The organism is Caldicellulosiruptor acetigenus (assembly GCF_026914305.1).
Classification (GTDB): Bacteria; Bacillota; Thermoanaerobacteria; order Caldicellulosiruptorales; family Caldicellulosiruptoraceae; genus Caldicellulosiruptor; species Caldicellulosiruptor acetigenus.
In genome coordinates, this window is the sequence record NZ_CP113866.1 from 89,655 (window position 1) to 111,350 (window position 21,696).

11 protein-coding genes and 1 pseudogene are annotated in these 21,696 nt (G+C 36.4%); 11 read left to right on the forward strand and 1 reads right to left on the reverse strand.

Annotated elements, in window-relative coordinates:
* Nucleotides 1-16 precede the first annotated feature (16 nt).
* The 7 genes and pseudogenes from OTK01_RS00365 to OTK01_RS00395 form a co-directional block, all read left to right on the forward strand.
* Nucleotides 17-745, forward strand: coding sequence for a two-component system regulatory protein YycI (locus OTK01_RS00365; protein WP_029229020.1), 729 nt, complete (start codon nucleotides 17-19; stop codon nucleotides 743-745).
* A gap of 219 nt (nucleotides 746-964) precedes the next feature.
* Complete coding sequence (locus tag OTK01_RS00370) at nucleotides 965-1,921, forward strand: ABC transporter permease (protein WP_029229019.1); 957 nt, start codon at nucleotides 965-967, stop codon at nucleotides 1,919-1,921.
* A gap of 54 nt (nucleotides 1,922-1,975) precedes the next feature.
* Complete coding sequence (locus OTK01_RS00375; RefSeq protein WP_029229018.1) at nucleotides 1,976-2,860, forward strand: carbohydrate ABC transporter permease; 885 nt, start codon at nucleotides 1,976-1,978, stop codon at nucleotides 2,858-2,860.
* Nucleotides 2,861-2,955: 95 nt separating this feature from the next.
* Complete coding sequence (locus OTK01_RS00380) at nucleotides 2,956-4,569, forward strand: extracellular solute-binding protein (RefSeq protein WP_029229017.1); 1,614 nt, start codon at nucleotides 2,956-2,958, stop codon at nucleotides 4,567-4,569.
* A gap of 164 nt (nucleotides 4,570-4,733) precedes the next feature.
* Nucleotides 4,734-6,560 (forward strand): sensor histidine kinase, encoded by a 1,827-nt coding sequence (locus OTK01_RS00385; RefSeq protein WP_029229016.1) that lies wholly within the window; start codon nucleotides 4,734-4,736, stop codon nucleotides 6,558-6,560.
* Nucleotides 6,561-6,594: 34 nt separating this feature from the next.
* On the forward strand, nucleotides 6,595-8,142 hold the full coding sequence (locus OTK01_RS00390; protein ID WP_029229015.1) for a response regulator transcription factor: 1,548 nt from the start codon (nucleotides 6,595-6,597) through the stop codon (nucleotides 8,140-8,142).
* A gap of 215 nt (nucleotides 8,143-8,357) precedes the next feature.
* A pseudogene (locus OTK01_RS00395) lies at nucleotides 8,358-12,329 on the forward strand (carbohydrate binding domain-containing protein); the annotation flags it as partial.
* Nucleotides 12,330-12,619: 290 nt separating this feature from the next.
* Here the strand turns inward: OTK01_RS00395 and OTK01_RS00400 are convergent.
* On the reverse strand, nucleotides 12,620-14,323 hold the full coding sequence (locus tag OTK01_RS00400; RefSeq protein WP_029229278.1) for an IS1634 family transposase: 1,704 nt from the start codon (nucleotides 14,321-14,323) through the stop codon (nucleotides 12,620-12,622).
* Nucleotides 14,324-14,482: 159 nt separating this feature from the next.
* Between OTK01_RS00400 and OTK01_RS00405 the strand changes: the two genes are divergently transcribed.
* The 4 genes from OTK01_RS00405 to OTK01_RS00420 all read left to right on the forward strand — a co-directional run bounded on the left by OTK01_RS00405 (nucleotide 14,483) and on the right by OTK01_RS00420 (nucleotide 21,675).
* Nucleotides 14,483-15,754, forward strand: a complete 1,272-nt coding sequence (locus OTK01_RS00405; RefSeq protein WP_269011626.1) for a carbohydrate binding domain-containing protein — start codon at nucleotides 14,483-14,485, stop codon at nucleotides 15,752-15,754.
* Nucleotides 15,755-15,859: 105 nt separating this feature from the next.
* On the forward strand, nucleotides 15,860-19,093 hold the full coding sequence (locus tag OTK01_RS00410; RefSeq protein ID WP_029228890.1) for a hypothetical protein: 3,234 nt from the start codon (nucleotides 15,860-15,862) through the stop codon (nucleotides 19,091-19,093).
* A gap of 82 nt (nucleotides 19,094-19,175) precedes the next feature.
* Nucleotides 19,176-20,915, forward strand: coding sequence for a sensor histidine kinase (locus OTK01_RS00415; RefSeq protein WP_029228891.1), 1,740 nt, complete (start codon nucleotides 19,176-19,178; stop codon nucleotides 20,913-20,915).
* Between the two features lie 4 nt (nucleotides 20,916-20,919).
* A complete protein-coding gene (locus tag OTK01_RS00420) occupies nucleotides 20,920-21,675 on the forward strand; it encodes a response regulator transcription factor (RefSeq protein ID WP_029228892.1) in 756 nt (251 codons plus the stop codon).
* Nucleotides 21,676-21,696: the final 21 nt, after the last annotated feature.

Genomic DNA, 21,696 nt, shown 5'->3' on the forward strand with positions numbered 1-21,696 from the left:
AGATTTGAAAGTAGATATGAACTGGGCGAAAGCGAAAACAACTGCAATTGTGGTGTTCCTTTTGATATTTGTTTTTCTTGTCATAAAATATCTCAATCTTTTTCCAAAAGAAGAAAGCTTGACAGCTGAGCAGATAAACATGGCAAAAAGCATACTTTCACAAAATTCCATAAAACTTTCGTGCCCAATTGACAGAAAGATTTATTATGTATCAAAGCTTGGTGTTGCCGTTGAGAGCAGGTATGATAATATTGTAACAAAACTTTTTGGAAAAAGGGTTGACAGATATCAAAATGAGTTTGAAAGTAGCATCTACCACCTTAAAATCATAAACCAAACACTTTTTTTGGAGTCCAAATATTACCAAGACCCGTTTGAACTTTTTGACATAAAAAGAAGCGATTATATAAAAGACTATGACGGAAGCTATATCCAGGTGTACAGAGGCTATCCCATTTTTGATGGAAGGCTCACGATAAAAAAACAGGGAAACAATACCTTGTACATCTTTACAAAAGTCAATCCCAGAAGGTTTGAGATTAAACGCAGCAGAGCAATTTCAGCTTTAGAGGCAATTTTTAACCTTTTGAACCAGCAAAGAGGCATTAAAGAAATTCAAAATATAAGGTTCGGGTTTTATCTAAAAGATTTCAACGTCATCCAAGGCCAGGCAATCCCTGTTTGGCGGATTGTTGCAGACGGCAATGTTTACTATATAAACGGGTTTACGGGGATGCTAGAGTAAGTAGCTGAGAAGTAGAGAAAATGAGCAGGGCAGGGGCTTTATAAGCTTTTAGAGCCTCTGCCTTTTTGTTTTTCTTAAAAATCTTAAATTTAGATACCACTTCTTAAAAAAGCCCTCTTTTTTATAGACTTTGCCCCATTTTATAATAAAATCAGAAAAATAAATTGTAGCTTATGTAATATAAAAAATATAACCTCTACAGAAGGAAGGCGATGTATTATGGAATCAGCTATTTCACCGAATGTGCAGCATGGCCGCCAAAGTGGCTTTAGAAGATTTTTGCACAAGTTAAATGAACAAAAATACCTTCAGGCAATGGCAATACCTGGTGTAATTTGGATGATTATTTTTAACTACATACCAATGTATGGAATAATAATTGCATTTAAAGAATACGACATTACTTTAGGATTTAATAAATCACCATGGGTAGGTCTTGCTAATTTTAAGGAATTCTTTGCTGATGAAAGATTCTGGCTGATAATAAAAAACACAGTGGGAATAAGCTTTTTCAAACTTCTTGTAGGATTTCCTCTTCCCATATTGTTTGCAGTGCTTCTAAATGAGCTTGTGTCAGTCAGGTTCAAAAGAACTGTTCAAACAATCTCTTACCTGCCACATTTTATATCTTGGGTTGTGCTTGGCGGAATACTTATGAACTGGCTATCAGAAACAGGTCTTATAAATATAATTTTAACAAAAATAGGAATATTAAAGCAGCCTATAGCTTTCTTGGCAGAACCAAAGTATTTTTGGGGAATCACGGTTGTGTCTGAAGTTTGGAAAGAACTTGGCTGGAATGCGATAATATACTTAGCTGCAATTGCTGGAATTGACCCAGAGCTTTATGAGGCAGCAACGGTTGATGGAGCAGGAAGGTTTACAAAGATGTTCAAGATAACCATACCGTGTATCTCTGGTACAATTGCTATTATGTTTATTTTAGCAGTAAGTGGACTTATGAATTCAAACTTTGACCAGATATTTGTTCTCAGAAACCCGCTTAATGCAGATGCTTCAGATGTAATTGATATTTACGTTTACCGAATGGGAATAGAAGCATTTAGATTTTCATATGCAACTGCAATAGGACTTTTCAAATCAATAATTGCACTGATATTACTTCTTACTGCAAATGGAGTAACAAAGAAACTTACTGATAAGTCATTATTCTAATTTTAATTTCCTTTATACTGCAAACTTGATTTATGAAAAGAGGTGTAAAAAGATATGAAAATCAAGCCTTCAGTTGGGGATAAGATATTTAACATATTTAATGTAACATTAATGCTTATAATATGTTTTTTAACATTATATCCAGTTTGGTACATCATAGTATATTCATTTAACGAAGGAAAAGATGCAATGCTTGGCGGCATCTACTTTTGGCCTCGTAAGTTTACGCTGGATAACTATAAAACAGTGTTTAGCAATAGCGACATAACAACGGCGTTCATGGTAACAGTGGCAAGAACAGTTATAACAACCACGCTGCATGTATTTTTCACTGCAATGGTTGCATATGCCTTTTTGAGAAAAGAACTCATGGGAAGAAAGATTTACATGGCCATGGGAACAATAACCCTCTTTTTTGGAGGAGGTCTTATACCATATTTCCTGCTTATTAAAAGTTTGGGACTATACAATACCTTTTGGGTTTATGTAATACCTGGAATGTTCAACTTTTATAATCTCATTATATTTCAAGCCTTTTTCAGAGAACTTCCCATTGAACTTGAAGAGTCTGCAAAAATTGATGGTGCAAACGACTTTATAATATTTACAAGGATAATACTTCCACTATCAACACCAGTTTTAGCGACAATAGCGCTTTTTGTAGGTGTTTATAACTGGAATGACTATTTTATGGGGGTTATATTCATAAATAATCCAAAGCTTCAGCCGATACAAACATTTTTGTACAAGGTCATAGCCCAGACAACATCAAATCAGATGCTCGCATACGCACCGGGTGGGATTGCAACCAGAAATGTAACTTCTCAATCCCTCAAAATGGCTACAATGGTTATTACCACATTACCAATTGTGTGTGTCTATCCATTTTTGCAGAAGTATTTCGTTAAAGGTCTTTTAATCGGTGCTATAAAAGGATAAGAAGGTGACAATAAAACTTATTCAGAGGCGTTGACTGCACGTTATGTGCAGTTAATGAAAAATAAAAAAATATACAAAAAGGAGGTATTTTTAGCATGAAAAAGCTCAAACTCAAAAGACTTTTTGCTGTGGTTGTAGTCATTGCGTTTGTTGCAAGCTTAATTCCATTTGCGATTGGCAGTGCAGCAAGCTCTGTCAAGCCGGGCTGGAAAGAGGATGCTAAAAAACCAATCACATTCGACTGGTACATCAACTTTTCATGGTTCGGCACAAAATGGGGTGGCAATGTAGTTTCTGATTACATCACTAAAAAGACAGGTGTTAAGATTAACTTCATTGTCCCAGCAGGAAATGAAAATGAAAAGCTCAATGTTATGATTGCTTCAAACACATTGCCAGACTTTATAACTCTTGGCTGGTGGGAAGAAGCAGTTAAAAAAATGATTGCAGGGAAGCTTGTATATGCTTTGGATGAGCTTGCAAAGAAGTATGATCCATACTTCTTCACAGTTGCAAACAAGCAAAGACTTGGTTGGTATACAGAACCAGATGGGCATGTCTATGGCTATCCAAACGCATCTTATACACCAAGTGATTATCAGAATCCAAAACTAAAAATTTATTCTAATCAAACATTCCTTGTAAGAAAGGATATGTATGAAGCTCTTGGCAAGCCTGACATGAGAAAACCAGATACTTTCTTGAAAGCTTTGGCTGACGCTAAAAAGAAATTCCCAACAGTAAACGGCCAGCCACTTATTCCAATTGGATTCCATGAATTTACGGACACAGGCTGCTACTCACTTGAGAGCTACCTGTGGAATTTCTTGGCGCTGCCACGTGAGAAGAATGGAAAACTTTATGACATTGTAGCACATCCAGAGTATATCAGATGGCTCAAGACATTTAATGAAGCTTATAGAAGAGGGCTCATTGCAAAGGATGTGTTTATTGACAAGAGAGCGCAGATGGAAGAAAAGATTGCTCAGGGAAGATACTTTAGTATGATTTATCAGAGAACAGACTTTGTTGCTCAGCAGCAAGAACTTTACAAGAAAAATCCTAACATGATTTATATAGCAGTTGACGGTCCTGCAAACTCAAAGCTTGAAAAGCCAAAACTTGCAGGTCCTGGCATCGCGGGATGGACTCTTACCATGATTTCAAAGAATAACAAAGATCCAAAGAGAGCTATAAGATTTATGAGCTACTGGCTCAGCCCAGAAGGTCAGAAAGATTTCTATCTTGGACAAAAGGGCGTAACATGGGATGTAATAAATGGCAAAGAACAGTTCAAACCAGATGTAGTAAAACTTATGCAGACAGACAGGCCAACATTTGATAAGAAGTACGGTGCAGAGCTTACCTACTGGATGCTTGGTGACTGGCCATATGTATCCCAGTGGGACCCTGGCATGCCACCATACCTACAACAGATGGCTGATTGGACACTTGGAAAAACTGTTAGCTATGCACAGTATGACAATCTAAATCCACCTGCTGACAGCCCAGAGGGTATTATCGCACGAAAGATTGCTCTTAAATGGGGCCAGACTCTGCCAAAACTTATAATGGCAAAATCACCAGCTGAGTTTGATAAAATCTTCAAAGAGTTCCAGAACTACAAAAAGCAAGTAGGTTTTGATAAATTACTTGCATGGCAGCAGAAGAAGTTAGAAGAGAACAAGAAGAAGCTGGGAATTAAATAAAGTCTGTTGCTTTGTTACAAAAGAGGAATTTTTCAAGATTCAAAAGGCTGATGGTTTTTCATGCCATCAGCCTTTTTTAAAAACAGGGAGGTATTGCCACTTTGAATGGTCTTATAGGTCCTGGTATAATGAGAGTATAAATTAGAAAATGAGGATTGATCGTAATGGATAGTTCCAAATTAAAACGGCTTGTAAGGAACATATTTAAATTAAACATTCGTCAAAAACTCATTTTAACTTATGTTCTCATAGTTGCACTGCCGCTTGCAATCCTTCAGGTAAATGCTTTTTACAGGGTAAGGATTATGACAGAAAAAGAGTATATAAACAATGTCAATTTTGAGGTCAGCAAACTGAAAAATGATGTTGTAAGGAATGTTGAACAGTTTATCAAAGCAACTCAATTTATTTTAAACAACCAGGAATTTATTGAGTTTGTATCCACGTACCAGGAAAGAAGTATCGACGAGATTTTTTCTTTTAAAGTAAATGTTCTTGACAAGATAGAATATCTTCAGTATGTGAATTTCAACATAAACAGGATAAGGTTTTTTACAAACAACTATTTTATTCCTGAAATGTGGCCCACATTGTACCAGATAGAGAGGTTAAAAAGTTTTAAGTTTATAGATAGATTCTTGTCTGATACAAAACAGACATCACTTTGGAAACTAAACAACACTGACATACTTGGACCGCCGCTTAACAATGAGGAAAAGGTGGTGTCGCTGTATACAAAGGTTACAGATTTAGTAGGCAATTTGATAGGTATAATTGAAGTTAACATGAAAGTTGATGAGTTTTTTGCAAGCGAGCTTTCGCGGGAAAGTGACAATTCAGTTACAATTGTTATTTCTGACGATGGAGATGTAATTTTCAGTAAACAGACACCTGCTTTTTTAAAAAGACTCAATATTAGCAGTAAAAAGCTTATTGAAATATTAGAAAAAAAGAGCACAGCTCAAGAGGATGAGGGAATTGTTCATTTAAAGATTAACAAAAATTCAGCAGCGTTTGTGTACACTTCTATTCCTGCCTTGAACATAAAACTTTACAAGCTCATTTTATTTGACGAACTTGCACAAAAAATAAATGGAATAACACTTCAGATGCTGGGGCAAGTATTGATTTTAATTATTGCTTCATCAATCCTGATTTTTATTTTAATCACTCTGATTCTTAAGAAGCTAAGACAGGTAATTCTCAGCATGAGAGCTGTTGAGAACGGGAACTTTGACGTCTCAATTGATATTAAAGGTGATGATGAGATTGACGAGCTTGCCCAGCATTTTTTGAACATGGTGGAAAAGCTCAAGATATTGATTGGAGAGATGGTCAGAAGAGAGGTTGCCCAGAAAGACGCTCAAATAAAGGCTTTACAGTCTCAAATCAATGCTCATTTTATCTACAATGTGCTTGAAAATATAAAGATGATGGCAGAATACAGTGAGAATTATGATGTTTCAGACGCGATAACAAAACTTGGCAAGATGATGAGATACAATATGAGCTGGAAGAGGAAATTTGTTACTCTAAAAGAAGAAATAGAAAATATTCAAAATTACATTTCGCTCATGAACATAAGATATGACAAGGAAATAAAACTTCTTGTAAATGTAGATAATGAAATTTTAAATATTGAGGTGCCAAAGCTTATTTTGCAGCCGATAGTTGAAAATGCAATAAATTATGGAATTGAACCAAAAGGCGAGGGTGGAAGCATTTTTATAGACGGAAGCATAATTGGCAATTACATAGTCATTTCAATAATAGATGATGGACTTGGGATTGAAGAGGAAAAGCTTGTTGCAATTCAAACAGCCTTAGAAAATGATACAGAAGCAGAATGTTATCAAGGCCAAGGAATAGCTCTCAAGAATGTAAACGAAAGGATAAAACTTGCCTATGGAAAGGAATTCGGAATTAAGATAGATAGCAAGTTTGGCGAGTTCACAAAGGTGACAATAACTTTGCCGTACAATAGATTTTAAGATTTATTCTCATTTTAAAAAAGGCGGGAAGAATATGAGAAAGGTGCTAATTGTCGATGATGAAAAGCTTATTCGAAAAGGTATCAGAACAATCTTAGAGAGAAATGTTGCCGATTTAGATGAAATAAAAGAAGCATCAAATGGAAAAGAGGCTCTGGATCTTCTCTTTTCAGAAAAATTTGACATTTTGATAATAGATATAAGACTTCCCCAGATGGATGGAATATCTGTTTTAAAGAAAATCCAAAATTTGTCTCATAAACCCAAAATTATCGTAATAAGTGGATATGATGAGTTCAGTTATGCTAAAGAATGTATGCAATATGGAGCAAGAGGATATATTTTAAAACCTGTAGATAAAAAAGAGCTTATCGAAATTGTAGAAAAGGTCAAAAGTGAACTTCAAGAGGAAGAAAATAACTTAAGGCTTATATCTTTGCAAAAAATTATGAGAGCAAAGATGTTTGAGTCGGAGATAAACAACATCATCTTTTCAGGAATGGATATAGACAGGTTCAAAGAAAGGTTAAAGGATATGGAAATACCAGCAGATGAAAAAGTGATGGCTGTATATTTTCTTCTACCCGGAAGTAACCCTGACCAAAACGATTTTTCGGCAGAAGAGGACAAGTTAAAGCTCAGTAAAATATTGCCGGAAGGAAGCTATGTTTCTACCATATATAACCAGAGAAAAGACATTTTGATATTTACAAAAATGGCTTTTTGCTATGAGGATATAAAGAAAAGTTATGAGACTTTGACGGGAAGAAAAGTTTATACAGGTATTTGTGACTTGCACGAAAATTTTGAGAATGTGAAACTGCTTTATGAGAGAGCTTATAAAACAGCACTCTACAGCTTTATTTTAAGCAAAGATATTGAATTTTGGTCACAGATTTCTTGGCGTGAAAAAGAAAAGCTTAGTCAGTTTGACAGGATTGAAAAGTTGAAAGAATTAATTCTTGCCGGCAAGCAAAAAGATGCAATTAGGTTTTTGGAAAACATTTTTGATTACCACTTTTTTAACAAATATTCGACAGACAGCATCTTAGCACTTTCCGAAAAACTTTACACACAAATTGTGGACTGGTTTTGCCATCACGTGCCTAAAAAGGTGCTCGACATCCATGAATATCAAGTGCTTGCCAGCATGTTCAATTTTACAACTATATCCGATTATGTAAACCACTTTAAAAAGTTTATTGTTGAGGCAACAGAGATGGTCAGTTCCTTGAAGGGAATTTTGAATGTGAAAGATGAAGTTGATGAGGCCATTAAATTTATAAATCAAAACTATCACAAGGACATAAACATGGCAATGGTGGCAAACCATGTGTCGCTAAATTATTATTACTTTTCAAGCATCTTTAAAGAAAAGATAGGGATGAGTTTTTTGGACTATTTAAACAAAGTGAGGATTGAAAAAGCCAAGGAACTTCTTGTGAATACCGATTTAAAAGTTTGGGAGATAGCCGAGAAGGTAGGTTATAAAAATCCCAAACACTTTGCAAGAATATTCAAAGACATTACAGGACTTACTCCAAATGAATACAGAGATACTCAAAAAAGATTGCAAGAATAGGAAGCTTATTGTAAAACAATGATAATAACATATGCACGCATCCGATTTTAAAAAAAGACTTAAAAATAGTAACTATAACTAAAAAATGATGCCTTTTTTTGTTTGTGAGAGTTTGATAAATCTAAGATATAAGAATATCAAATTTTTGAGAGGTACGAAGGCGGATGCGAGCAAAAAAGTTTGTTGCTAATATTTTGCTGTTTACCTTTTTAATTATGAGCATTTTTCCAGGAGGAATAGCAAAAGCCAGCTCAGGTCAAATCTTCAAGGACATTTCCACTAATTTTGCAAAGGAGGATATAACAAGATTTTATCAGCTTGAGCTGATAAACGGGTATCCTGACCGAACTTTTAAACCAGCTAAGAATATCTCTGTTGCAGAATTTTGTAAAATTCTGAACAGTTACATGGGATTTGTGCAGGAAGCTCCGCTTGATGTGAGCCTAAGAATTAGCCCTCTTGCATGGTATTACAGAGAACTTAAAAAAGCTCAGGCAGCAGGTTACTTGACATTGTTTGTGAAAGAAGGGAAGCTTGATCCAAACAGGTTTGTTACAAGACAGGAAGCTTTTGCTGCTGTTGCGGCAGCTTTAAAGCTTGACAGTCAAAAGGCTGATATTTTAAACAGCTTTTCAGATGCTCAAAAGATTGAGCCAAGGTATCTATCGGGTGTGGCAGCACTTATCAGTTTTGGGTTTGTTAAAGGCTATCCAGATGGGACATTAAAGCCAGAAAAGGAGATAACCAGGGCTGAGATTGTCAAGCTTTTGAGTGGCATAGGATCATTGATAGTTACAAAACCGGGGGAATATAGTTTGTCAAAAAATGAAGGATTCATAATAGTAAATAGCAGCGATGTGGAGATAAAAGATGTTTCAATAAAGGGCAATATATATATAAATCAGAGTGTAAAAGATGGCTCTGTGACTTTGAACAACGTGACCATTGATGGTGGAAAATTGTTGGTATTTGGCGGTGGAGAAAACTCTGTCAAGCTTGTGAATACAAAAGTTAGAGAAATAGTTGTTGATAGCAAGCTTTCAAAGACAAATATTGAACTTTATAAAAACAGCCAAGCTGAGAATATAATTGTGTTGTCATCGGCAAAGGTCACACAGGTGTCTGATGAAAGTTCAATCAAGTTTATTACATTAAAACAGAGTGGAAGTCAATCTGCAGATGTTGAAATTAAAGCAAACTGTGAAGCGCTTTATATTCATTCTCCAAGCAGCAAGGTAAATATCAAAAACTCAAAAGTAAAAAACTTGGTTGTAAGCGACCTTGCTCAAAACTTTACACTTTCAGTGGCAAGTTCAAAGATTGACAGTGTTGAGCTAAATAGCAATGGAAACTTAAATATCGATAAAGAGTCAGGTATAGAAAAAGTTGTTGTAAAGGCACTTGCGAAGGATTTGAAGATAAATTCAAATGGCAAGATAAATGAAGCAGCTGTGTATTCAGATGGTGTTGTGTTAAACGGAAAGGCTTTGCCAAAAGGCGAAAAGGTTGATATAAGTGCTGTAGAAAGCAATCAACCTTCATCCTCAACAGCTGCACAAAGTACATTACCTGCTCAATCTTCAGGCAGCAGTTCTTCCACTACAGGCGGCAGCAGTCAGGGTTCAACGGGTGCAGCTCCAGGCCAGACAGGAAACAATAACCAGAACCAGCAGGGTGGCAATCAAACACAGACGACATGGCAGCTTGTCTGGGAAGATGATTTTAATGGAAACTCAATTGACACAACAAAGTGGAACTTTACAATCGGTGCTGGCGGATATGGTAACAACGAGCTGCAGTATTACTCTTCAAGACCAGAAAATGCAAGAGTGGAAAATGGAAATCTAATAATTGAAGCAAGAAAAGAAAACTTTGAGGGAAGCCCATATACATCTGCAAAACTGACAACCCAGGGCAAATTCTCATTCACATATGGCAAGGTGGAGGTCAGAGCAAAACTTCCGGAAGGCCAGGGTGTGTGGCCGGCTATCTGGATGATGCCAGAGGATTTGAACCTTTATGGTGGGTGGCCTGTTTGTGGTGAAATTGATATAATGGAACTTTTAGGTCATGAGCCAAACAAGGTTTATGGAACAATCCATTATGGTAATCCTCACACATACCATGGCGGCAATTACACCTTGCCAAACGGACAGAAGTTTTCTGACGACTTTCATGTATTTGGTCTTGAGTGGGAACCAGGGAAAATCAAATGGTATGTGGATGGGCAGCTTTACTATGAAACAAGTGACTGGTTTTCAAGGTCTTCAAACGAGGCTTTTGATTATACCTATCCTGCACCGTTTGACAGGGAATTCTACCTCATACTCAACGTTGCAGTTGGTGGTAACTGGCCAGGGTACCCGCCACAGGATGCAAATTACTTCCCGCAGAGAATGGTTGTTGACTGGGTAAGAGTATACAAACCAATAGGAGTTACCTACTCTGACAATGTAGCAAAGCCACAGGAAAGTATAACCTATCCTCAGGACACAAGACCACCACTTAGCGATGGGAACCTTATTTATAACGGTAGCTTTGACCAAGACAGCCCAGATGTTGATGGCATAGAAGGTGTTGCTAACACAGATTACTGGCAGTTTTTGCACCTGCCTGACTTTGGGGGAGACGGCACGATTGAAAACATTGGTGGAGCTGTGAAGATAAATATAACAAAGCAAGGTTCACAAACATATTCTGTCCAGCTAATTCAAAGACCTATTTGTTTGATAAAAGGAAAGACATATAAGCTTACATTTAGAGCAAAAAGTGAAGGTTCAAGGACAATTGAAGTAAAGTTCTCAAGTGGCGGTGGAGATAACGGCTCTACCTGGATTGACTATGCTGTCAAGACCTTCAATTTATCTTCTGACTGGCAAGACTATTCATACATCTTCACAATGCAAAGCAGCACATATGCAAGAGCAAGGATTGAATTTAATGTTGGGCTAAATAACCTACCTGTTTATATAGATGAAGTGAAACTTGTTGAGTACAATGTAAATGACCCAAACGCAATTAAAGAACCTCTGCCAAACGGTAACCTCATTTACAATGGCACGTTTGACCAGGGTGACGGTAGGTTTGCAGCATGGGAGTTTGTGAAAGAAACTGCAGCAGATGCAACGTATACCATTGGTTCAAAGCCAGAAGACAGGTATTTCAAGGCTGTTATAGCAAACGGTGGACAAAACTTTTCGGATATTAAACTTGTTCAGTCCAACATAAAAGTTGGCGCTGGTGAGAATCTCTTGCTTGCATTCTCAGCAAAAGCTTTTGAAAGTCCAAGACAAATAAAGGTTTATATATCTGATCAGAACTTCAATCCAATTACAGACGTAAAAGTAGTTTCACTTTCACTTGATTGGAATACGTACAAGTTCAACTTAAAATCAATTGATAATTTGCCAAGCGACACAAGAGCTAAACTTGTGTTCGAAATTGGATCAAGCAATTCAGATGTTGCAATAGACAATGTCTCACTCAAAAAGGTTCTTCCATCAAGCTTTATAGTTGTTCAAGCTGAAGACTTTGGCTCACTAACAAATGCAACAAACAATGGACAGTATGTAGCGTTTTCTCAAGGTGGTACTGCAAGCTTTAGCGTCAATATTCCAAAGAGAGGAGAGTACCTTGTATCCTACAAATTGAAAGCTGGGCAAGGATCAAGCCTCAAGCTTGTAGTAGGAAGCGCAGTTTATGATGCAGAAGTTGCTCCAACATCAGGTAACTGGGCAATTGTATCAGACACAGTTTATCTTGAGTCAGGCGAAAATAATATGCAGCTTTTGGCAGACAATGTTGATTTGGATTACATCGAATTTTCACCGAACTTTATCAAAAACGGAGACTTCTCAAAAGACCTTGACAGCTGGACTACTTGGTTTGGCAATGGTGGAACTGGCTCTGCTCAAGTATCAAGAGGACAGCTGAAAGTTTCAATTACAAATATAGGTCTTGCCTTCTGGAGCATTCAGGTAATTCAAGGGCCAATGACTCTGGAGAGTGGTAAAACATACAGAATTTCGTTTGATGCAAAATCAACATCTGCAAGAGATATGTTTATAAAAATAGACGACTCTACTTACTATGGTCATCTTGAAAAATATGTACCACTTACAGATAAGATGAAAAACTATACATTTGACTTTGTAATGGATGCAACAAGAAGCGATATAAGACTTGTAATTGGACTTGGAACAATGTCACCTGGCGGTACAAATCCGCAAACTCAAGCTCATACAGTCACAATTGACAACGTTGCAATAGCCGAAGTTTCAGAAAACTGCGGATATTTTGAAAGAGAAGTAGCAGAGGTATTGACGGGTGAAGTTCCATCAGAACCACAACAGTTTGTTGGGGATAAGCTTTTACCTGATGGAAGCTTTGACACTCCACTTGACTTTGTCAGTTTGAAGCTCAAAAAGCTTGGGAGGACTGGGATTGACAAAATTTGGTCGTCAATTTTGTCACTACATCATTTGCTAATACCAATAAATTCTAAGCCTTCCTCATATGTCATGAAGTTTTTTGGACCCTTTATCTTCATTACATTCAGTATATCTCCAGCTCCTCCCTCAATTCTTTGCTTTATCAAATATTTCTTCCCTTTTATCTCTATTTCAAAAAAGTTCATTGAATATATTGCTTCCATTATCCTTTCACTACTTATTCCTTTACCTTTTCTCCTCAAAATATATTCCAATGTCCTTTGCAGTAAAAATGCCAAAAAACATATCACAAAATGTCCTTTTATTCTGCTTTCTGTAAAGTGATATATCGGTCGCACTTCTAAACAGCTTTTCATTACTCTGAATGACTGCTCTATCTTCCATAAATCGTGATATGCTCCTAAAACCTCTTCTACATCCATATCCTTTTTGCTCGTTTGAATTGCATAATATCCGTCAAATTTCTCATCTCGTTTTATCGCTTCCTCATCCAGCACATATTCTTCTGATTTTGATTTCTTCTTCAAATATTTCCTTGCACCTTTCTTCTCTAAGGCTGTTATGCTTCCTTTGTTCTCTAAAAGCTCTTTGGCTTTTCTTACCAATCTCTCTCTGTCTTCTTTGTCTTTCTTGGCTCTCTTGCTTGAATACGTTATTATCAAATTCTCTTCTATTTTGAACTCTTTACCCTCTTCATCCTTGACAATATTTGTTCTTTCCAATACCTTATATTTGAATTCATCACCATAAATTTCTTCAGCATTCAAACATCTTTTGCCATCAAGTCTTTTATATCCTTCTTCATTAAAAACTTCATCTAAAATTTCTTTACTTGCATTCTTTAATCTGCTTGCTACTATATAGTCGTACCCAGCTTCTTTTATCATCTTTAAATTTATTCTGCTGTTAAGCCCTTTGTCTGCTACTATTATTATCTTATCTATACTAAATTTTTCCTTCAGCTTCCTCAGTATCTTTACCATCGTCTTGCTATCTATCGTATTACCAGGAAAAAGTTCATACCCTATCGGTCTGCCTTCTTTGTCCACCAAAAGCCCTAATACAACTTGCACTTCATTTACCTTGTTGTCTTTGCTAAACCCAAAATTTTTAAGTTCATCCGCTCTACAACTCTCAAAGTATATTGTCGTCACATCATAAAACACTACATCAACTACCATCTTAAATAAGTCTTTATTTCTCTGATACAGGTATGTCTCTAAATCTTCTTTTACACTGTCAAGAAAATCTAAACACCTGTACAATTGATTCAAATCTATATCCTCTTCAAATCCAAAATATTTGCTTCTCTGATGATAAGTTCTTAGTTTGCTCATTGGCTCTATCAATCTCTGTATGGTCATTAAAAAACTTACTTTGTTTACATCAAATTTTATCTTTCTCTCTTTTGCTGCTTTCCCTTTTAAAAACTTATCAATTTCAAGCTCCTCCCATAACTTTCTGTATACAATGTATCCCCAATTTTTTGCAACTGCATCCGAAATATCTTCTTCAGATTCAATAGTAACAGCTTTTGTATTCTCAGTAGTTGTTTCAGCGACAATATCAGATAGTTTTTTTACAATGTTTTTAAAAGCGGGGTCATCTTTGAGAATATCAAGTCTACCAAAGTTAAATAGTACTCTTTGCTTTACTTTACCATTTTCACGGTAATTTTCGACTAACCTAACATACTGATAACCGCCAGCATTAGTAATTTTGACAAACATATGGCAACTCCTTGAAGATAGTTTGTTATATTGTACCACAAAATATTTAAAAAGTCAAGCAAATTCAGTATATATTAAGCTAAAATTTGTCCCTACATTTTTTAAAATTTTTTATTTTTCTCTTCTTGAAACCCGCATAAATTAAGACTTTGTTATTTTTTGTTAGCTCAAAAACACCTCTTAACTGACAAAGTCAAGAAAAACTATACATTTGACTTTGTAATGGATGCAACAAGAAGCGATATAAGACTTGTAATTGGACTTGGAACAATGTCACCTGGCGGTACAAATCCGCAAACTCAAGCTCATACAGTCACAATTGACAACGTTGCAATAGCCGAAGTTTCAGAAAACTGCGGATATTTTGAAAGAGAAGTAGCAGAGGTATTGACGGGTGAAGTTCCATCAGAACCACAACAGTTTGTTGGGGATAAGCTTTTACCTGATGGAAGCTTTGACACTCCAGATACGATAAACAACTGGCACTGGTGGTCAAGTGCGGATAACAATGTTTCGATGTCCATTGAAAATGGGGAGCTAAAACTTAGTGTAAGTTCAATAGGAGCAGTTCCATGGGATCCACAGCTTTACAGGGAAGGAATACCTCTTGTAAATGGTAAGAACTATAAGATTTCGTTCAAGGCAAGGGCAACTTATCCGCGCAAGATAAATGTTGCAATAGGAAAACCGCTAAAATCTGACCCATGGTTCATAGAATACATGCCCAAAAAGACAATAGATATTACAAGTGAGATGGCACAGTATGAAATCTACTTTGCCATGAATAATCCTACAGACCTTGGAGCAAAACTTGCGATAGAAATTGGGAACGTAGCAGGGTATTCACAGGTGCCGTTTGACATCTACTTTGATGATATCCAGATCGAAGTTGTAGATTCGATCCCGCAAGAAACTGCGCCGCCTGCACAGCATACGCAAAAAGTGGGAGACCAGATCATTCCAGATGGCTCATTTGACACAGGACTGGGTGAGTGGGTATACTGGAGCGGCGACCAGTATTCAGGTGTATCAGATATACAGGTGACAGTGGAAAATGGTAAGTTGAAGGTTCATTTAAATTCTGTTGGAAAGGAGCCGTACAGTGCTCAGGTTGCAAGAAAGAACCTCACACTTGAAAACGGACTTATCTATGAGCTTAAGTTCAAAATGAGCGCATCACAAAACACAAAAATTCAGGTAAACATAGGGAAAGAACTAACAGCTGCCCCATGGTTTATAGCCTATGCTCCAACAACTGTATTTGATATCGGGACTCAAGAGCAAGAGTATACTCTCACATTTAAAGTTACACAGCCAACAGATGTGACAAAGGTTGTATTTGAGTTTGGGCCGATAAACCAGGTTGTACCTCCTCTTCCACTTGACATATATCTTGATGATGTGACATTGACTGTTGTAAGTGACCAGTAAAATAATTAGAACTAACGTGAAACTTTGATTTTACCAGGGGGTTGCAGGGCAAAGTATAGTCTTGCAACCCTGTATTTTAAATTAAAAAAGAAGGGGGCAAAGAAATTGCAGGCAAATCCTAAGTACTATTACGATGAGAAAACAAACTCATTTTGCATAGAAAACTATCAGCTTTCAAAACCATTTTCAAGTTTTTTGCCCGGGATTGCCGGTATATTTGGAATTCCTCTCTGGTGCTTTTATGTAAACAGGGGGCAGTGCATAGTATCGTTTGGGACAAAAAACAAAGATGGCGCTATTTTAGAATTTTTGCCGGCAGACAGGGCGTACAGGCTTGCATCAACCCACGGGTTTAGAACTTTTTTGAAACTTAACAAAAATCTCTTTTATGAGCCTTTTCAAACAGAGAATTTGCTCAACTTTGCAAAAAGCAAAATGTCCATTTTTGCTGACCATCTTGAGATTTGCGAAGAGAATTCAAATCTTGGTATCAGGGCAGAAGTAAGATATTACACACTTGCAAACAAGAATGTGGCTGGGCTTGTGAGAGAGCTGAAGATAATAAATGTGTCAGAAAGGCCTGTGGATATTGAAGCTTTAGACGGACTTGCTCTGATTGTCCCATATGGCAAGAACGACTTTGCACTAAAGAATATGAGCAGAACAAGTGAAGCATGGAACTTTGTAGAGAATTTAGACAAAAAAGTTCCATACTTTAGATTTCATTCATCTGCTGAGGACACAACAGAAGTTGTTGAGATAAAAGAAGGCAATTTCTTTGTAAGCTTTGATAATACGCATGGCAGCTTTGAAAGATGCGATGTGGTAATTGACCCCAAAATTGTTTTTGGAATAAGCTCAGAAATAGCAAAACCATATGAGTTTATCTTTTCAGACAGGCTTGACATATCAAATCAAGTTTTTGCGAACAAGACATGCTGTGCTTTTGCATATGCAAAGAGGACTTTAAAACCGCAGCAGGCTTTGAGCTTCTACAGTATCATAGGACATGCCAAAAGTGTTGATGAACTAAACCATTTTGTTGATTCTATTTACTCTTCTGAGTTTTTTGACAGAGCGTTTGAAGAAAACAAAGCTGTAATCGATGCTATTCTGGCAAACAATACAATTGTGACCTCAGACAAGAAATTAGATGAGTATGCCAAAATGTGCTATCTTGACAATATCTTGCGTGGCGGTGTGCCTTTCACAATTGAGCTTGATGACAAAAAGGATGTCATATATCTGTTTTCACGAAAACATGGTGATTTGGAGAGGGATTATAACTTTTTTGAAATTCAAGACACATATTATTCACAGGGCAATGGCAACTTCAGAGATATCAACCAGAACAGGCGAAACGATATCTTTTTTAATCCAGACATTTTTGATTTTAATGTGTGGTATTTCATGAGCCTCATTCAGCTTGACAGCTATAATCCTCTGGTTGTAAAAGGTATAAAATACAGGTTAAATAGCCTCAAACATCTGGAGAAGTATATAATAAATGGAAAAGAAGAGTTAAAAAAGTTTTTCGAAAGAGACTTTTTGCCATATGAACTCATAAAGCTTTTGGAGAGCCAAGATATAAAAATCAATATATCAAAAGAAGACTTTGTAAACTACTGCCTTGTAAATTCGGAGAAGGTAATTGAAGCAGACCCCGGTGAAGGTTATTGGATAGACCATTTTACTTACAACTTTGATTTAATCGAAAACTTTGAAAGCATATATCCTGATAAAATGAGGCAGCTGCTTTTGCAGAGAAAGTATTATTACTATGACAATGAACATTATGTAAAACCAAGAAAAGAAAGAATAAAGATTATAGATGGGCAAATAAAACAGCACGGTGCATATGCACTTGACAAAGAAAAACAAGAGCTTATAAATTCCCGAGCTGACAAAAAAAGATATGTAAGAACTCACAATGGCCATGGCGAAATTTACACAGGCAGCCTCATTGAAAAGCTTTTGGTGATACTTCTAAACAGAATGGCAAGCTTGGACCCGTTTGGTGTTGGGGTTGAGATGGAAGCTTCAAAACCAGGCTGGAACGATGCGTTAAACGGCCTTCCAGGAATTTTTGGTTCATCTGTGTGCGAGACATTTGAACTTTTGCGGCTTGTGAGAATGCTGAAAAAGTATTTTGAGGTTTATCTTGAAGATGTCAAGGAAATTGAAGTTTTTGAAGAGCTCTACAGCTTTTTTGTAAAGCTAAAAAAACTTCTATCTCAGACGCAAGATAGTGAAGATACTCTTTTCTACTGGGATGAAAGCAATAACATAAAAGAAGAGTACAGAGAAAAGACAAGATTTGGTGTAAGTGGCAATATGGCTTGCATAAGCAGGGAAGAGATAATTGAATTTTTAGACCTGTGCAGTGAGGAGCTTTCAAAGGCAAAAGAGAAAGCTTTCGATAGCAAAAAAGGGTTATTTTACACTTACTTTATAAACCAGCCTGTTGAATATGAGTATGATGCTCAAGCGCAGGAGATTAAGATTAAAAAGTTTTTACAGAAAAAGGTTGCATTTTTCTTAGAATCACAGGTAAGGGCAATGAAAGTGATAGACGATAAAGAGATGAAAAGAAAAATTTACCAAAGCGTAAGAGAAAGTAGCCTTTTTGATAGAAAACTAAGGATGTACAAGACAAACGAAAGCCTTGCAAATGAGACAAATCAGCTTGGCAGAATAAAAGCATTCACACCCGGCTGGCTTGAAAATGAATCCATATTTATGCACATGGAGTATAAGTACTTACTGGAGCTTTTAAAAGGTGGACTTTACACAGAGTTTTTTGAAGACTTCAAAATGGTTTTGCCACCATATATGGACCCAGCGGTTTATGGAAGGTCGATATTTGAAAATTCCTCATTTATTGCAAGTTCAAGCAATCCTGACAAGAGCGTTCATGGGACAGGTTTTGTTGCAAGGCTTTCTGGCACAACTACAGAGTTTTTAAATATGGAGCTAATTATGCTATTTGGTGAAAAACCATTTGAATACAAAAATGGGGAGTTAATTTTTAAACTGTCTCCAAAACTGCCGGGCTGGATGTTTACAGAGGAAGAAAGGGAAGTTGAGATTATAGTAAATGGCAACAGGCAAACTATAGTTTTAGGTAAAAATCAATTAGCAGCAGTTCTATTTGGCAGAACACTGGTTGTTTATCACAATCCGCGCAAGATTGACACTTATGCCCAAGATGCAAAGGCTTCAAAGTATATCCTGCATTTTGAGGATAAAGTGGTTGAAATTGAAGGAGAAAAGGTGCCAGAACCATATTCTTATGAAGTCAGAAAAGGAATGTGCAAGAAAATCGAGGTTCTTTTATAGTTTCAAAGAAGGCTACACTGCCGTCTATTTTTGAGACGGTAGTGTAGTCTTTTTGACATTTTGTATCAGGAGAGAAAGCAAAATGATTAAAAAGCTTTTGGGAAAGTGGAACGACATAAAGCTTAAAAACAAGCTTTTAATAGCTTTTGTGATTTTAATGCTTCTTCCCATGTCTTTAATGTTTCTTCTATCATATACTTCTCTGAAAAACTCCACATTGGAAAAATTTACTCTTTACAATCAGGTCCTCTTTGAAAATGCTACTGAAGAGGTTCAAAATTTCCTTGATGAGCTAAACAGCATAAAATACGACTTTATCATGGACGATAACCTAATGTCAGATATTGGAAAGACTTTTGCAAGGTACACTGATCACCAGGACTCTTTTCTGTACACCAACATCCTGACAAAAATGAGCCAGTTTATTTCAACAAAAGAAATTATTCAGTCAGTTCAAATTATAAACAAGAGCAAAGAAGTATATTTCTTCTCAAAACTCCAGGGTGATGTGCCCTATGAAAGTGATAAGCAAATCAAAGAAGGTTTTTTCAATAGAATAGTAAAACAAGAAGGAAAGTATGTAAATGGTGGTTATGACAAGAGTCGAGATGTGTATGTAGTTGGCTGTGAGCTTTTCTCAAGAGATAAAATCCAGCCGGTTGCTGAGATGATTGTAAGTTTCAGTTTAAATTTTTTGAAAGACATAATCGAAAAGTATCATCTTACAGAGGGTGGATTTTATGTTGTGGATAAAAGTTCTAATCAGGTTATATTCAAAACAACAGACAGGTTTGAAGATATCATTAAAACACTTTCTTTAGAAGATGAGACAAAGCTTGCCCCAAAGTTCATTTTCTTTGAAGAAACTATCCCAGATCTTAATTGGAAACTAATTTACATAATTTCAGAAAGTACACTTCTGAATAACTTTTCATACACAAAACGGCTTTTGATATTCAGTTTTAGTTTTCTTGCCATTTTTGCAGTGTTGTTTCTAATTTTTATTTCCGAAAACATTACATCGCCCATAACAAGGCTAATTTACCAGATGAGAAATTTAGAGCAGTCAAAGCTGCAAAATAGCATCAAGTTTGCCCGCAAAGACGAAATTGGAGATTTGCTAAACTCATTTTATCAGATGCTAAAAAGAATAGATGAACTTGTCATAAAAGTGTATGAAGAAGAGATTGCAAGGAAAAATGCAGAGATAAATCTCTTGTACATGCAGTTAAATCCTCACTTTTTGTACAACACCTTGGACACCATAAATGCCTTGGCTGAGCTTGGACGGTGTGAAGATGTGTCTTTGGTTTCAATTTCGCTTGCAAAGTTTTTGAGGGAAAGCTTAAATTTTAGCACCTCAACAATCCCGCTTTTCCAGGAAATCCAGCATACAGAACATTATCTTACAATCATGAAGATAAGATTTTCTGGGAAGCTCAGCTACAAGATAACTACTGAGGATGACAGTGTTTTTGATGCCGAAGTTCCACGGCATTTGCTGCTTCCACTTGTAGAAAATTCAATTGTCCACGGTTTTAAGAATAAAAAAGATGGTGCAAAGATTCTCATAAGATCAAAAAAAGCAGAAGATAAGCTGAAAATAGAGGTTGTTGACAATGGATGTGGAATTGAATGGCAAAAAATAACCCAGATTAAGGAAAATATAAACAATGGCAGCATTGGTATTTCCAATATCATAAAAAGGCTTAAGATTCTGTACGACAACCAGTTTCATTTTGAGATATCAAGTAAAGCTGGTTTTTGGACAAAAGTTGTCATAGAAATTCCATGGAAAGAAAAAGAACAAGCTGGGAGGTGAGAAGATGTGCACTCTTTTGATTGTTGAAGATGAGGAGATTTTGCTTGAAAGGCTTATGAAGACAATAGATTGGAAGATCGCCGGAGTTGATAAAGTCATAGGCAAAACAAGTAGCGAGGATGCGCTAAGCGTTGTGCTTACAGAAAATGTGGATGTAGTTCTGACAGATATCAGAATGCCAATTATTGATGGACTTGACTTGGCAGAGTTTATAAAAAATGAAAAGAAAAGACCTTATGTAATACTTATGAGCGGCTACAAGGAATTCGAATATGCTCACAGGGCAATTAAACTTGGTGTGATGGATTACATCTTAAAGCCGTTTTCAAAAGAAGAGGTTCTTGAGGCAGTCAAAAGAGCTGTTGAAAAATTAAACGCAGAAAGCATCCAGCAGGACATTTCAAGTTATTGTGGGAGTGAAGATATCGTCGATACTGTGCTTAAATTTATTGCGGCAAATTGTTCAAGACAAATAAGCCTAAATGATGTAGCAGAATATGTCCATCTTCATCCGGTATATCTTAGCAGGCTTTTGAAAAACAAAACTGGAAAGACATTCAAAGAAATACTCACAGAAGCAAGACTTAAAAAAGCCGAAAGGCTTTTAAAAAATAGCAGTTTGAAACATTACGAAATAGCCGAGGCAGTTGGCTTTTCTGATGCCCAGTATTTCAGTCAGGTATTCAAAAAGGTATATGGGATGACACCCATTGAGTGGAAGAAAAAAGCCTTGGCGCAAGAGTCAAAGTTAAAAATTTAAACAAAAAAGTTTTGTTTGTCT

Excerpts from the sequence above, each read along its gene's own strand:
- OTK01_RS00365 (WP_029229020.1), top strand. The coding sequence starts at position 17 with ATGAACTGGGCGAAAGCGAAAACAACTGCAATTGTGGTGTTCCTTTTG.
- OTK01_RS00370 (WP_029229019.1), top strand. The coding sequence starts at position 965 with ATGGAATCAGCTATTTCACCGAATGTGCAGCATGGCCGCCAAAGTGGC.
- OTK01_RS00375 (WP_029229018.1), top strand. The coding sequence starts at position 1,976 with ATGAAAATCAAGCCTTCAGTTGGGGATAAGATATTTAACATATTTAAT.
- OTK01_RS00380 (WP_029229017.1), top strand. The coding sequence starts at position 2,956 with ATGAAAAAGCTCAAACTCAAAAGACTTTTTGCTGTGGTTGTAGTCATT.
- OTK01_RS00385 (WP_029229016.1), top strand. The coding sequence starts at position 4,734 with ATGGATAGTTCCAAATTAAAACGGCTTGTAAGGAACATATTTAAATTA.
- OTK01_RS00390 (WP_029229015.1), top strand. The coding sequence starts at position 6,595 with ATGAGAAAGGTGCTAATTGTCGATGATGAAAAGCTTATTCGAAAAGGT.
- OTK01_RS00400 (WP_029229278.1), bottom strand. The coding sequence starts at position 14,323 with ATGTTTGTCAAAATTACTAATGCTGGCGGTTATCAGTATGTTAGGTTA.
- OTK01_RS00415 (WP_029228891.1), top strand. The coding sequence starts at position 19,176 with ATGATTAAAAAGCTTTTGGGAAAGTGGAACGACATAAAGCTTAAAAAC.
- OTK01_RS00420 (WP_029228892.1), top strand. The coding sequence starts at position 20,920 with ATGTGCACTCTTTTGATTGTTGAAGATGAGGAGATTTTGCTTGAAAGG.